The following is a 13,877-nucleotide window of genomic DNA, read 5'->3' on the forward strand; positions in this document are numbered from 1 at the left end:
CGTCTTGGCGTTCGGGCCGTCAACGCGGGCCTACGATCGTCACACGAAAGCACTGCCGGGGCGCCAGCGAGCAGCGTAACTTAGCACCCAAACCTCCCACGCCGCCCGCAGCCCGCCCGCAAGCCGACAAGCCAGCCAGCGACCGCAGAACCGCCGAGGGGTCCCGTGACCGTCCATCCCAGCCTTCAGACCTACGCAGATGCCTGGTCCGAATCCATCGAGGCCATAGCCGAGTTGGTGCAGCCGCTCGCCACCGAGGAGTGGAACTGGCGAACGCCGTGCCCCGGCTGGTCGGTGCGGGACATCATCTCGCATGTCATCGGCATGGAATGCGAGATGCTCGGGGACCCGCGGCCGATTCACACACTGCCGCGCGATCTCTACCACGTGCAGAGCGACATCTCGCGTTATATGGAGATGCAGGTGGATGTCCGGCGGCATCACACCGCGCCGGAGATCACGTCCGAGCTGGAGTACACGATCATCCGCCGCAACCGGCAGCTGCGGAACGAGAACCGGTCGCCCGACACCATGGTCCGGGCCCCCCTCGGCACCGAGCAGACCCTGGAAACGGCCATGCGGCTGCGGGCGTTCGACCTCTGGGTGCACGAGCAGGACCTCCGTACGACCCTCGGGAAGCCCGGCAGCCTCGACTCCGGCGGTGCCTTCGTCGCGCGGGACGTGCTGCTGGCCGCGCTGCCGAAGGTCGTCGCCAAGGACGCGGGCACGCCGCCGAATTCGGCGGTAGTCGTCGACGTGCACGGGCCCGTGGAGTTCATGCGTACGGTCCGGGTGGACGCGGAGGGCCGGGGCACGGTGGACGGCGCGCCCTCGCTGGGTCCCGTGGTGACGCTGGTGCTGGACTGGGAGGCGTACTTCAAGCTGGCGTGCGGCCGGGTACGGCCCGCGGCGGTCGCCGAGCGCATCAAGGTCGACGGCGATCAGGACCTGGCGGAGGCGATCCTGCGCGAGTTCGCGGTGACGAGCTGACGAGTCGGCGAGTTGGCGAGCCGGCGAGTTGGCGAGCCGGCGAGTTGGCGAGCCGGCGGACAGCGAGTGGCGCTCGGCGGCTGCCCCGGCGGCCCCGGCCCTCGTACCGGGACCGCGCCTCGTCCGTACGGCAGGCACGTATGCGCACTGCTCACGGACCCGCCCGCGCACGGACTCGTGCGCGTACGTACTCACGCGGGTACGGACTTGTGGGCGTGCGCACTGCCCGTAAGCGCTCACGCCCGTACGCACTCACGCCGGTACGTGTACGGCCTCCACCCGGCTGGCCACCAGCCGCTCACGCTCACGCTCACGCAGGGCCGCGCGTCTCCGCAGCCGCAGGATCTGCACGACTCCGAGCGTCTGGAGGACGAAGACCGCCGAGAACGCCGTCCGGAAGCTGTCGCCGGTCGCGTCCAGCAGGAGGCCGACCACGAGCAGCATCGTCATCGAGGCCGTGAAACCGCCCATGTTGACGATTCCGGAGGCCGTGCCCTGACGCTCCGGCGGGTTCGCGGGCCTGGCGAAGTCGAAGCCGATCATCGACGCGGGACCGCAGGCGCCGAGGACCAGGCAGAGCGTGACCAGCAGCCACATCGGGGCATGACCGCCGGGGTACCCGAGAGTCGCGGCCCAGACCAGCGCCGTCGCCCCGGTCGTACCGAGGGCCAGCGGGGTCCTGGCCGCGTGGTGGCGCGCGATGACCTGCCCGTACACCAGGCCGACCAGCATGTTGGAGAGCACGACGAGGGTGAGCAGTTCGCCCGCGGCGGCCCGGGAGAGCCCCTGCGCCTCCACCAGGAACGGCAGTCCCCACAGCAACATGAAGAACATCGCGGGGAACTGCGTCGTGAAGTGCACCCACATCCCGAGCCGGGTGCCGGGCTCGCGCCAGGATTCAGCGATCTGCCGGCGGACGAACGCGGCGCCCGCGTGCTGTGAGGGCGGCGGCGCGTGGCCTTCCGGATGGTCCTTGAGGAAGAGCAGCAGCAGGACGAGGACGAGCACACCGGCCATGGCGCTGCCCGCGAAGGTCGCGGTCCAGCCGAGGCTGTGCAGGGTGCGGGAGATGAAGACGGTGGACACGAGGTTGCCCGCCACCCCGAAGAGCGCGGCGATCTGCGCGACCATCGGCCCGCGCCGCGCCGGGAACCAGCGGGTGCCGAGCCGCAGCACGCTGATGAACGTCATCGCGTCACCGCAGCCGAGCATGGCGCGGGAGGCGAGGGCCATGCCGTACGTGGGGGAGAGCGCGAAGCCCAGCTGCCCGACGGTGAACAGCACCGCCCCGAACGTCAGCACTCTCTTCGTGCCGAGCCGGTCGACCATCAGGCCGACGGGTATCTGCATGCCCGCGTAGACGAGGAGTTGGAGGATGGAGAACGTCGAGAGGGCGGACGCGTTGATCTGGAAGCGGTCGGCGGCGTCGAGTCCGGCCACCCCGAGGCTCGTACGGAAGATGACGGCGACGAAGTAGACGGCGACGCCGATGCCCCACACCCAGACGGCACGCCGGCCGCCGGGCGGATCGCCGGGCAGGGTGAGGGACAGGGAACCGCGCGGTCTCGGCGAACCGGCCGCGCTCGCGGAATTCGCGGAACTCACCGGACCTCACCCCTGACCAGCACCTGAACCCGTCCGACGTGCCGCCGTACGCACGCGGCAGCGCTGTCGGCGTCGCCCGCCCTGATGGCGTCGAGCAGTTCGCCGTGCTCGGTGATGTTGGCGGCGATACGGTCGGGATGGGCTTCCATCACGGCGACGCCCATCCTCAACTGCCGGTCCCTGAGCTGGTCGTACAGCTTGGAGAGGATCTGGTTCCCGGCGTTGCGCACGATCTCGGCGTGGAAGCACCGGTCGCTCACGGACACCGCGGCGAGATCACCCTCCCCGGCCCGCATCCGCTGCTCGTCGAGCAGCACTTCCAGCCGCTCGACCAGCCGAGCGGACGCCGGTACGGCCTTCCGTACGGCGAACTCCTCGACCAGCAGGCGCGTTTCGACGACATCCGCGATCTCCTGCGCGGAGACGGCGAGCACGAGGGCGCCCTTCTTGGGATAGAGCTTGATCAGCCCCTCGACCTCCAGCTTGAGCAACGCCTCACGCACCGGCGTACGGGACACCCCGACCGCCTCGGCCAGCTCCCCCTCGGTGAGAAGGGTCCCGCCCTCATAACGGCGTTCGAGCACGCCCTCCTTGAGGTGGCTGTAGACACGGTCGGCGGCGGGAGGCAGCTTGGCGGAGTCGGCGGCGGGCGCGTTGGGAACGGCCGGGGCGGAAGGCATGCGCACAGCATAGATACAACAGAGGTGCATCCCAGAGGCCGTCCGGGATGCGGACAGGACACGTGCGGGCGAGGGAGAGGAGAGACGCGTGGGACCTCGCGCAGGTTCTTGACAAGTACATGCGGTCGCAGGAGGCTCTGTGAGAGCGCTCTCACGGCGCTCTCGCACGCGATTCCGCCGCACGCGCCTCCCCGCGCGTGCCTCCCGCGTGCGGCTCCACCGCACGGCACGCCACCGCGCGCGGCCCACCGCACGCGGTTCACCGCACCGGACCGCCCGTACCAGCGAACCGGAGCACGGAAGCACGGAGCGCTCCCCCAAGGCCGGACGAGGTCGCCACCTGGCCGGCGGCCATCACGTTCGCGGCCGCCAACCCCCCACAGCCAGGGAGAACTTGATGCCCACCGCAACACAGGCGCTCCACCGGCGCCCCGCCACGTATCTGATAGCCGCCGTCGCCATGGCGCTGCTGACGATGGGCGCGGTCACCACCTCGACGCCCTCCGCCAGCGCCGCGAGTACGGAGCACGCCGTGAGCGCGTCCAGTCCGAGAGTCGCGGCGGGTGACGCGCCGCCGGACTCGTTCTGGGGCGACACCGGCAGCATCCCGCCCGCGCAGAACGTCGTCATGCTCAAGATTCTCAACAAGACGAACGGCCAGTACCCCGACAGCGAGGTGTACTGGAAGTTCAACGACCAGGTGCACTCGATCGCCGAACAGCCGTACTTCGACATGCCGGCGAACTCGGCGGGCCGGATGTACTTCTACCTCGGGTCGCCGGACAGCCAGTACTTCGACTTCATCGAATTCACCGTCGGGGACGGGGTGTTCAACGGCAACACCACCCGCGTCGACGCCTTCGGCGTCAAACTGGCGATGCGGCTGCACGCCGCCGACGGGTACGACGTACAGGTCGGCGAGGACTACCAGACCTTCCAGCAGAGCCGGGAGGAGACGTTCCAGCAGTTCAAGAACGAGGTCCCGACCGAGTTCAAGGGCCTGGCCGACGTCCAGGCGCCGTACCGCATCCCCGCTCCGGGCAGCGCTCCCGACTTCCGGGAGGGCGGGCAGTACGCCGACTACTTCACCGGCTACGCCCAGTCGGTCGGCGTGAACGCCCCCACCTCGGACATCACCGGCTGCGCCGGCGTACTGGCCACGGACCCGGGCATGTGCTCGGCGCTCAACCGGCACGTGGCACAGCTGCCGCAGTCCGACTGGTCGAACCCGGGCCTGTACTACCAGGCGGCGCCGGCGAACTACTACGCCAAGTTCTGGCACGACCACGGCATCAACAACCTCGCGTACGGCTTCCCGTACGACGACTACGCGGGCCAGTCGTCCTTCGTCTCGCACGGCGACCCGCAGTGGCTGGAGGTAGCGGTCGGCTGGTGACCCGGCAGATCGTCCCCCACCGGGGCGGTCGACCGTCACACGCAGGCTGAGAGGCAGGCGCGGGCTCCGGAGGTCCGCGCCTGCCTCTTCCTTTCACTTTTCTTTTCGTAGGAATTCAGCGACACCTCACCCGTAGTGATGAACATCTATTAGTCAGCTGGCATATTCGATTTGCTTCCCTTTACGTTCCGCCATGGAGGTGGTTCGTATGAACGATCACGGCACGCCGTCAGACGCGGCTGCGCAACGCGAAGCGATCGACATCAGTGACTTCGTCTACGGGGCGACGGGCGCGCGGATCCGGCGGCTGACGATGCCGGACGGAAGCCACTGGTTCCCGGCGGCGGATCTATGCAGGCGACTCGGGTACACGACCCCGAGGAAGGCGCTTGTCGACCATGTCCCCGAAGCTCACCGAGACTCTCTCGAGACAGTGACTGGAAGTCACAGTCTCAGCGTTCCCGCAGGTAGAGAGTGGCGCCGAGACCTTCAGCTCATCGATCTCAGAGGCCTGATCCACCTCGTCAACGGATGCACGAAAGCATCGTGCGCACCGTTCAAGGAATGGGTCGCCGAGGTCATCATCAGCGTCCAGCGGGACGGCTCCTACGTGCTTCCCAAGGCCGAGGTACAGCCCGCCGATCCGGCCGCGCCGGTGGCGTACGCGATGCCCGGGCAGGTGGCCGACGCGATCGTCCGGCTCGAGGAGCGGAACCTCCGGCTGGACGAGGAGTTCGCAGCCGTACACCGTGAATCACTCGCCGCGCAGCTGGCCACCGCGCAGGCCATGGAGCGCATCGCGGACCGGCTCGACCAACTGCTCTCCGACCGGTCGACGCCGGCCGCGGCGAATCCCGCGACTCCGGTGTACCCCGCGCCCCGGACCGCGCCGCCACCGCCCCGGCCCAGTGCCGACGCCGTGCTCGCCGACCGGGAGTCGCGGATGTCCGTGACGGAGGACATCTGGGCCGTGGCCGTCACCATCGCGCCCGTCCTGGCCCGGGACAGCGAGCTGCGCCAGCCGCTGGACTCCATCGCCCGGCGGACCGGACTGTCGGTCCAGCGCGTCAACGACTCCCTGCGCTTCATGCGCAAGCACGCCTGCATCCAGGCGCGGGGCGGCGCGGCGGACGGGTCGCCGGTCTACGTGCTGTGAGCCGTGCCGGACTGCGAGCCGTGCCGGATCCGCCTCGGGAAGCAAGAGGTCTTCCGCACACCCTTCCCTCTCTCCTGCCCCTCGTGTAGTCCTCAGGAGTGAGGCGCACGTTCAATCACCGGAGGGACGCCCGGCGCCACCCAGCCGGGGCATCCTTCAGGGGTGACCACTACCCTCTCTCAGTCCCCTCGCCCCACTCACCCCGCGCGCCTGCTCGCGGGTGCGATTCTCGCCATACTCGGCGGCCTCGCCATCGGGGCCGTGACGAACGTGCTTCAGGGGCTCCTCCCCGGGCCGTTCCAGGCGTTCTCCAATTCAGGTTCCGTCTGGGTCGTCGGCGCGTTCGCCGCAGGCGCGGTGATCGGGGTGCCCGGGTGGCGTGCGAGCTTCGCCGGGATCGCGACGCAGGTGGGAGCGGTGGTCGGGTACTACGGGTACGCGGAGTACGTACGCGACGGCATGGGCGACCTGACCTGGCCGACGTTCTGGCTGGTGCTCGGTCTGATCGCGGGCCCGATCTTCGGCACGGCCGGCGCGTGGTGGCGTACGGGCACGGCGTGGCGGCGCCTGGCGGGCCCGGCGGTGCTGGGAGCGGTGTTCGGTATGGACGCGCTCCACTACCTGTTCGCTCTGCACTACTACAGCGACGCGATCAGCTACGGCGTGATCGGCGTCGCGCTACCGCTGCTGCTGGGCCGTACCGCCCGGGAGCGCCTGATCGGCGCCGGATGCGCGGTGGCGCTCGCGTTCCTGGCGCTGGGCATCCTGCTCGGGTTCCTCTCCGCGATGAACAGCTTCATCTGACCGGCGGAGCCACGCCGGCCACCGAGGCGGTGCCGGGCGCGCGTGCACCAGCGCGGCTGCGGACGAGCCGGCCGGCCCTCGGCACGGACGCCCGCCGGCACAGACGCCCGTCAGCAGGGACGCCCGACCGAGGCTCAGCGCACGATACGACCTGGATCGTCCAGCCACACCCGCTGTCCCCCGCCCGGGTCGACAGCCGGTCGGGGCATCGCCGTCCGGAGCCCAGACGGCCTCCGGAACGAAGGCGGAGCGCGGTGCGCGCGCGAACGCCTCCCGCCACTCCTCGCCCAACGCGCCGACCGCGTCCGGTACGGCGGCCCCGCTCAGACCGGCCGACGACCGCGTGTACCGATCCATCAGCGAGCGCTCACTTCTTCGGCGGAACAGGCCTGGTCAACTGGCCGTCCGACTCCTTCGGGGACTGCTTCTCGTCCCCGACGCTTCCGCCTTGCCGTCTCCGTGCTCTCCCATGAAAACTCCCCCGTGTCCTGATCACCGTCAGTCGCCGATACAGATATACCCGCTCCGCTCCGTCACCAAGAGGGCGCGAGGGAGCGCGGTGGGGAGCGAAGGAGTGAAGACGTATTGCCCGCGCGCGACGCGATGAGCCCCGCGACCGTGGCGGTCGCGGGGCTCGTCGTGGTGTGTTCGGCCGGGGTGGCGCCCCGGTCCGGGGACCTGGTGGTCAGCCCCAGGTGATCAGGCGTTTCGGCTGTTCCAGGATCGCGGCGATGTCCGCCAGGACCTTGGAGCCCAGTTCACCGTCGACCAGGCGGTGGTCGAAGGAGAGCGCCAGGGTGGTGACCTGGCGGGGCTTGACCTTGCCCTTGTGGACCCACGGCTGGAGCTTGATCGCGCCGACCGCCAGAATCGCGGACTCGCCGGGGTTGAGGATCGGCGTGCCGGTGTCGATGCCGAAGACGCCGACGTTGGTGATGGTCACCGTGCCGCCCTGCATCGCCGCCGGGGTGGTCTTGCCCTCGCGGGCCGTCGCGACCAGTTCGCCCAGAGCCGTGGCCAGTTGGGGCAGGGTCTTGTCGTGCGCGTCCTTGATGTTCGGGACGAGCAGGCCGCGCGGGGTCGCGGCCGCGATGCCCAGGTTGACGTAGTGCTTGAGCACGATCTCCTGGCTGGCCTCGTCCCAGGCCGCGTTGACCTCGGGGTTGCGCTTGATGGCCACCAGCAGCGCCTTGGAGATGAGCAGCAGGGGGTTGACGCGCAGCCCCGCCATGTCCTTGTCGGACTTCAGCTCCTCCACCAGCTTCATCGTGCGCGTCACATCGACGGTGATGAACTCGGTGACGTGCGGCGCCGTGAACGCGCTGCCCACCATCGCCGCCGCCGTGGCCTTCCGTACGCCCTTCACCGGGATACGGGTCTCCCGGCCGCCGGTGGTCACGGCACCCTGGACCGGCGTCGCGTCCGCCGCCGGGGCGGGGACCGCGGCCTGCTCGGGCGCCGGCGCGGTCGCCGCGTGGACGTCCTCGCGCGTGATGATTCCGTCCGGGCCCGTCGGGGTGACCGTGGTCAGGTCCACGCCCAGGTCCTTGGCCAGCTTGCGCACCGGCGGCTTCGCCAGCGGCCTGGCCGGAGCCTCGGTGATCTCCTGAGCCGACGACGGGACCGACACCGGAAGGGAGTCGGACGACGGAGCCGCCTGGCCGTTCAAGCCGGACCGGCCGTTCATCTCGGACTGGATCGCCCGCGCCGCCTGCGCGGCCTCCGGCGCCGCCGCGCCCTTGCGGGCCCGCCGCTTCGTGGACGCCTCGGACACGCCGTATCCGACCAGGACCGGCGTACGGCCCTTCGGTTCCGCCTCACCGGCAGAACCGGCGGAAGCGTCGGAGCCGGCAGAAGCGCCGGACGCCTCGGGCGCCGCCGGTTCCTCCGGCGATCCCGGGGCCACGTCCACCGTGATGATCGACGCGCCGACGTCGACCGTCGTGCCTTCCTCGAAGCGCAGCGCGTGCACCACACCGTCGTACGGAATGGGCAGTTCGACGGCGGCCTTCGCCGTCTCCACCTCGCACACCACCTGGCCGTCCGTCACCGTGTCGCCCGGCTTCACGTACCACTTGAGGATCTCGGCCTCCGTGAGCCCTTCGCCCACATCGGGCATCTTGAACTCTCGGAAGCGAGCGGAAGTGGCAGCTGTCATGGTCACGGCACTCCTCAGTACGCAAGCGAGCGGTCGACGGCGTCGAGCACTCGGTCAAGGCCAGGGAGGTACTCGTCCTCCAGCCGGGCCGGCGGATACGGCGCGTGGAATCCGCCGACGCGCAGCACCGGGGCCTCCAGGTGGTAGAAGCACCGCTCCGTGAGGCGAGCGGCGATCTCCGCACCCGATCCGTAGAAGACCGGCGCCTCGTGCACCACCACCAGCCGGCGCGTCTTCTCCACCGACGTCTGGATCGTGTCGAAGTCGATCGGCGACATCGAGCGCAGGTCGAGGACCTCCAGCGACCTGCCCTCCTCGGCTGCCGCCGCCGCTGCCTCCAGGCAGACCTTGACCATCGGGCCGTACGCCGCGAGCGTCAGGTCCGTGCCGGGACGCGCCACCCGGGCCGCGTGCAGCGGTCCCGGGATGGCCTCGGTGTCGACCTCGCCCTTGTCCCAGTAGCGCCGCTTCGGCTCGAAGAAGATCACCGGGTCGTCGCTCAGGATCGCCTGCTGCATCATCCAGTACGCGTCGGCCGACGACGAGGGCGAGACGACCTTCAACCCGGCGACGTGCGCGAACAGCGCCTCGGGCGACTCCGAGTGATGCTCGACCGCGCCGATGCCGCCGCCGTACGGGATACGGACGACGACCGGCATCTTGATCTTGCCGAGCGCACGGGCGTGCATCTTCGCGAGCTGCGTGACGATCTGGTCGTACGCCGGGAAGACGAAGCCGTCGAACTGGATCTCCACCACCGGGCGGTAGCCGCGGAGCGCCAGGCCGATCGCCGTGCCGACGATGCCGGACTCGGCGAGCGGGGTGTCGATGACCCGGTCCTCGCCGAAGTCCTTCTGCAGACCGTCCGTGACGCGGAAGACGCCGCCGAGCTTTCCGACGTCCTCGCCCATGATGAGGACCTTGGGATCGGTCTCCAGAGCCTTGCGCAGCGATTCGTTGATCGCCTTGGCGAGGGGAAGTTTCTGTACGGCCATGGCTACTTGCCCTCTCCGGCTTCGTCGGCGTCCGCGAATGACGCCTGGTAAGCGGCGAACTGCGCCCGCTCCTCGTCCACGAGCGCGTGGCCGTCCGCGTAGACATGGTCGAAGATCGCCATGTCGTCGGGGTCGGGCATGGCCCGTACGGCCTCACGTACGCGCTTGCCGAGGGCTTCGCTCTCCTCGTCCAGCTCGGTGAAGAACGCCTCGTCGGCGTGGCCGGCCTTCTCCAGGTACCTGCGCAGCCGCAGGATCGGGTCCTTCGCCTCCCAGGACTCCGTCTCCTCGTCCGCGCGGTACTTGGTCGGGTCGTCGGAGGTGGTGTGCGCGCCCATGCGGTACGTGAACGCCTCGACCAGCATCGGACCCTCGCCCCTGCGGCAGTGCTCCAGCGCGGCGCGCGTCACGGCCAGGCAGGCGAGTACGTCGTTGCCGTCGACGCGGACGCCGGGGAAGCCGTAGCCCTGCGCGCGCTGGTAGAGCGGCACCCGCATCTGCTTCTCGGTGGGCTCGGAGATCGCCCACTGGTTGTTCTGGCAGAAGAACACCACCGGCGCGTTGTAGACCGCGGCGAAGGTGAACGATTCGGCGACGTCGCCCTGGCTGGAGGCGCCGTCACCGAAGTACGCGATCACCGCCGAGTCCGCGCCGTCCTTGGCCACGCCCATCGCGTAGCCCGTGGCGTGCAGCGTCTGCGAGCCGATGACGATGGTGTAGAGGTGGAAGTTGTTCGTGTTGGGGTCCCAGCCACCGTGGTTCACCCCGCGGAACATGCCCAGCAGGTTGGTCGGGTCGACCCCGCGCACCCAGGCGACGCCGTGCTCCCGGTAGGTCGGGAAGACGTAGTCGTCGTCGCGCAGCGCGCGGCCGGAGCCGATCTGCGCGGCCTCCTGGCCGAGCAGCGAGGCCCACAGCCCCAGCTCGCCCTGGCGCTGGAGCGCGGTGGCCTCGGCGTCGAAGCGGCGGGTGAGGACCATGTCCCGGTACAGCCCCCGCAGCTCGTCGGGGGTCAGGTCCAGCTGGTAGTCCGGGTGCTCGACGCGCTCGCCCTCGGGGGTGAGCAGCTGTACGAGCTGCGGCTCGGACTTCTCGGCCCCGGAATCCCGGGAACCGGAACCCCGCGGCCCGGCGGCCTGCGATTGCGGCGCCTTCTGCGCGCTCGCGCGCTTGGTACCGCTACTGCGTCGCGGCTTACGCGCGGCAGTGCTCTCCACGGTCACGTGCGTGCTCCTCCGTCTTTCCGGTCCCCGGGATCCGCCGGGAACCAGTGCGGCTCGTCTGCTCACCGTGCGCACGGGGTGGGTGCGTTCCTGGTCGGAACAGACGTGACAGGTGCTCCGGCGAGTGCTTGTCGCCTGCACGTTACCCAGTAGTCCGTACTCCTGTGAAACCCCCTTTGACCTGCGGATTTGCTTGGATCTCCAAGTAAATCCAGAAAGGGGCGAACAACCACTGGTCACAGCCTTGCAGGCGGCCGGAACAACGGCACGTTATCCCGCTCCATCACCGCAGGGAAGAGCCGAGTGTGTTTGACTTAATACGTGCCCGAAAATAGGAGAATCACCGTATTTCTCTTGGATGACCATGAGGTGGTCCGCCGCGGGGTTCACGAGCTGCTCGCGGTGGAGGACGACATCGAGGTGGTCGGCGAGGCGGGCACGGCCGCCGACGCCGTCGTACGGATCCCGGCGACGCGTCCGGACGTGGCCGTGCTCGATGTCCGGCTGCCCGACGGCAGCGGGGTCGAGGTCTGCCGCGAGATCCGCTCCCAGGACGACAGCATCAAGTGCCTCATGCTCACGTCGTTCTCCGACGACGAGGCGCTGTTCGACGCGATCATGGCCGGAGCCTCGGGATACGTCCTGAAGGCGATCCGCGGAAACGAGCTGCTGACCGCGGTACGGGACGTGGCGGCAGGACGTTCCCTGCTCGACCCGGTGGCGACGGCCCGGGTGCTGCAGCGGCTGCGGGACGGCAACAACCCGAAGAACAACGACAAACTGAGCGGTCTGACCGATCAGGAACGCAAGATCCTGGAACTGATCGGCGAGGGGATGACGAACCGCGCCATCGGCGAGAACCTGCATCTCGCCGAGAAGACGATCAAGAACTACGTGTCCAGCCTGCTCGCCAAGCTGGGCATGGAGCGGCGCTCGCAGGCCGCCGCGTACGTGGCGAGGCTCCAGGCCGAGAAGCCGTGACCGGGGCCGCCGGGGCCGCCGCCCCGCCGCGCCGGCGGCTCTCACGGCACCGCCGCCCGTGACTTTCCCGGGCCGGCAGGGACGAACGTCCCGTACCGGTCAAGGCCGCCCTCCTCTGGCGAGGGGCGACGCGGTGCCAGACAGTGGAGAACATGTCCACCGAGGAATTGTGCGCCCCCACGGAACCGCGTACCCGCACCCAGGGAACCGCGGACCCCATGCAGCTGCTGAGTCGCGTCTCCCACGGACACGTGGCGACGAGCTTGCGGGCCATGCCCTTCGTGGCGCCGGCCCGTCATGTCGTCGCGGACGGCTGCGTGATGCTGCGGATGCACGCGGGCCTCGGCTACCAGCGGGCGTGCAGCGGCAGTGTGGTGGCGTACGGCGCGGACAACTTCAACTCCGGCCACACCGGCCTGTGGTCGGTCCAGTGCACCGGCACCATCGAGCCCGTCGAGCCGACGGCCGCGCTGCTGGAGATGTACGGCAGCACGCCGGCCCGGGTGGACGGCGAGCCGTTCGAGGCGGTCTTCATGCGGCTGGAGCCGCAGTTCATGACAGTACACACATTCGATTATTCATAAAGCGACGAGACCGGCACGCAGAGTGATCTAACATCTGACAAGTGCTGCGCTCATATGCAATGGCGGCGTCCGCCGCCACCTCCGCCGATTCCTTGCCCACCACTTCTGCTTCATCCGCCTTTGTCCCATCCCCATTTTCCGGTTCCGCGGGTCGCACCGGTTCCGCCGGTCCCAGCAGCTCCACCGGTCCCATCAGCTTCGCCGGTCCCGGCAGCTCCGCCGGTTCCAGCAGCTCCGCCGCCCCGCCCGTCCGCGCCCTGCTGAGCCGCTACCGGGCCGCCGGAGAGCCCCTTTCCTGCGCGCCCGTCGCGCAGGGGCTGCTCAACCGCGGCTACCGGCTCACGACCACCCGCGGCGCGTACTTCCTCAAGCACCACCTGGACGGCGACCACCGGGCCATCACCCGCCAGCACGGCGCCACCCAGCGGCTCCAGACCCTGGGCGTGCCCGTCGCGCCGCCCGTCGAGAACGCCGACGGCGACACCGTCACGGTGATCGGCGGCCGCTGCTACGCCCTGCACCCCTGGATCGAGGGACGCCACCGCGGCGGCACGCAGCTGGAACGCGTGGAATCGCAGCGCCTCGGCACGCTCCTCGGCATCGTCCACGTACGCCTCGACCAGGTGATGGACGCGGAACCGGCCTCGCTCACGTCCGACAGCCCCGAGCCCGCGGCCGGTCCTGAGCCCGTGGTCAGTCCGGAGCCCGCCGACACGTTCGCGCTCATCGACGACCTGCTGGAACTCGCCCGCGCCCGCTCCCCCCGTGACGACTTCGACAGGCTGGCGGAACGGCGCCTGGTCGAGCGGCGCGCGCTGCTGGCCCGTAACGTCCACCACCGCCCGCCGCCCGGCGCCGAGCCGGCCACGGGGTGGGTGCACGGGGACTTCCACCCGCTGAACGTGCTCTACCGGGGCGCGGAACCCGTCGCGATCGTCGACTGGGACCGGCTCTCCGTGCAGCCGCGCGCCGAGGAGACCGTCCGTGCCGCGGCGATCTTCTTCGTCGGACCCACCGGCGAGCTGGACCTCCCCAAGGTACGGGCCTACGCGCGTGCCTACCGGCGCGCGTCGGGGACGGACGCCTCCGAACTGGCCGCGGCCGTCTACCGGGTGTGGTGGGAACGGCTGAACGACTTCTGGATACTGCGCTGGCGCTACCAGCTGGACGACCGAAGGGCCGACCCGCAGTTCGCTGCGGTGTCGGCCCTGGCGGTGTGGTGGACGAGGGAGTACGAGGCGGTGTGCGAGGCCTTCGCGGGCTGAGGGCCGGTGCGCGGGGGCGTGACGCGCCGGTGTGCGCGGC

General features: G+C 69.9%; 12 protein-coding genes. 7 read left to right on the forward strand and 5 right to left on the reverse strand.

Annotated elements, in window-relative coordinates:
• Window positions 1-165 precede the first annotated feature (165 nt).
• Entirely contained in the window at window positions 166-990 is an 825-nt protein-coding gene (locus ACIP6N_RS11215; RefSeq protein WP_401814678.1) for a maleylpyruvate isomerase family mycothiol-dependent enzyme, read from the forward strand.
• Between the two features lie 252 nt (window positions 991-1,242).
• On the opposite strand, the gene ACIP6N_RS11220 is transcribed toward ACIP6N_RS11215, so the two are convergent.
• A complete protein-coding gene (locus tag ACIP6N_RS11220; RefSeq protein WP_401815226.1) occupies window positions 1,243-2,541 on the reverse strand; it encodes a nitrate/nitrite transporter in 1,299 nt (432 codons plus the stop codon).
• Window positions 2,542-2,591: 50 nt separating this feature from the next.
• Complete coding sequence (locus ACIP6N_RS11225) at window positions 2,592-3,275, reverse strand: GntR family transcriptional regulator (RefSeq protein ID WP_401814679.1); 684 nt, start codon at window positions 3,273-3,275, stop codon at window positions 2,592-2,594.
• Window positions 3,276-3,672: 397 nt separating this feature from the next.
• On the opposite strand from ACIP6N_RS11225, the gene ACIP6N_RS11230 reads away from it, so the two are divergent.
• The 3 genes from ACIP6N_RS11230 (at window position 3,673) to ACIP6N_RS11240 (ending at window position 6,631) form a co-directional block, all read left to right on the forward strand.
• Window positions 3,673-4,671: a glycoside hydrolase family 64 protein gene (locus ACIP6N_RS11230; protein WP_401814680.1), complete on the forward strand. Its 999-nt coding sequence runs from the start codon at window positions 3,673-3,675 to the stop codon at window positions 4,669-4,671.
• 208 nt (window positions 4,672-4,879) lie between these two features.
• Window positions 4,880-5,827 (forward strand): Bro-N domain-containing protein, encoded by a 948-nt coding sequence (locus ACIP6N_RS11235; RefSeq protein WP_401814681.1) that lies wholly within the window; start codon window positions 4,880-4,882, stop codon window positions 5,825-5,827.
• 162 nt (window positions 5,828-5,989) lie between these two features.
• Window positions 5,990-6,631 (forward strand): DUF6518 family protein, encoded by a 642-nt coding sequence (locus ACIP6N_RS11240; RefSeq protein WP_401814682.1) that lies wholly within the window; start codon window positions 5,990-5,992, stop codon window positions 6,629-6,631.
• Between the two features lie 685 nt (window positions 6,632-7,316).
• Here the strand turns inward: ACIP6N_RS11240 and ACIP6N_RS11245 are convergent.
• The 3 genes from ACIP6N_RS11245 to pdhA are packed head-to-tail and all read right to left on the reverse strand — an operon-like array spanning window position 7,317 to window position 11,007.
• A complete protein-coding gene (locus ACIP6N_RS11245) occupies window positions 7,317-8,789 on the reverse strand; it encodes a dihydrolipoamide acetyltransferase family protein (RefSeq protein WP_401814684.1) in 1,473 nt (490 codons plus the stop codon).
• Window positions 8,790-8,803: 14 nt separating this feature from the next.
• On the reverse strand, window positions 8,804-9,784 hold the full coding sequence (locus ACIP6N_RS11250) for an alpha-ketoacid dehydrogenase subunit beta (RefSeq protein ID WP_401814685.1): 981 nt from the start codon (window positions 9,782-9,784) through the stop codon (window positions 8,804-8,806).
• 2 nt (window positions 9,785-9,786) lie between these two features.
• Entirely contained in the window at window positions 9,787-11,007 is a 1,221-nt protein-coding gene (gene pdhA / locus ACIP6N_RS11255) for a pyruvate dehydrogenase (acetyl-transferring) E1 component subunit alpha (RefSeq protein ID WP_401814686.1), read from the reverse strand.
• A gap of 321 nt (window positions 11,008-11,328) precedes the next feature.
• Here pdhA and ACIP6N_RS11260 point away from each other — a divergent pair, with 321 nt between their 5' ends.
• The 3 genes from ACIP6N_RS11260 (at window position 11,329) to ACIP6N_RS11270 (ending at window position 13,837) form a co-directional block, all read left to right on the forward strand.
• Window positions 11,329-11,988 (forward strand): response regulator, encoded by a 660-nt coding sequence (locus ACIP6N_RS11260; protein ID WP_401814688.1) that lies wholly within the window; start codon window positions 11,329-11,331, stop codon window positions 11,986-11,988.
• 152 nt (window positions 11,989-12,140) lie between these two features.
• Window positions 12,141-12,572: a pyridoxamine 5'-phosphate oxidase family protein gene (locus ACIP6N_RS11265; protein WP_401814690.1), complete on the forward strand. Its 432-nt coding sequence runs from the start codon at window positions 12,141-12,143 to the stop codon at window positions 12,570-12,572.
• A gap of 257 nt (window positions 12,573-12,829) precedes the next feature.
• Entirely contained in the window at window positions 12,830-13,837 is a 1,008-nt protein-coding gene (locus ACIP6N_RS11270) for a phosphotransferase (protein WP_401815228.1), read from the forward strand.
• Window positions 13,838-13,877: the final 40 nt, after the last annotated feature.

The sequence above is a fragment of the Streptomyces sp. NPDC088725 genome, assembly GCF_044751305.1.
Taxonomy (GTDB): Bacteria; Actinomycetota; Actinomycetes; order Streptomycetales; family Streptomycetaceae; genus Streptomyces.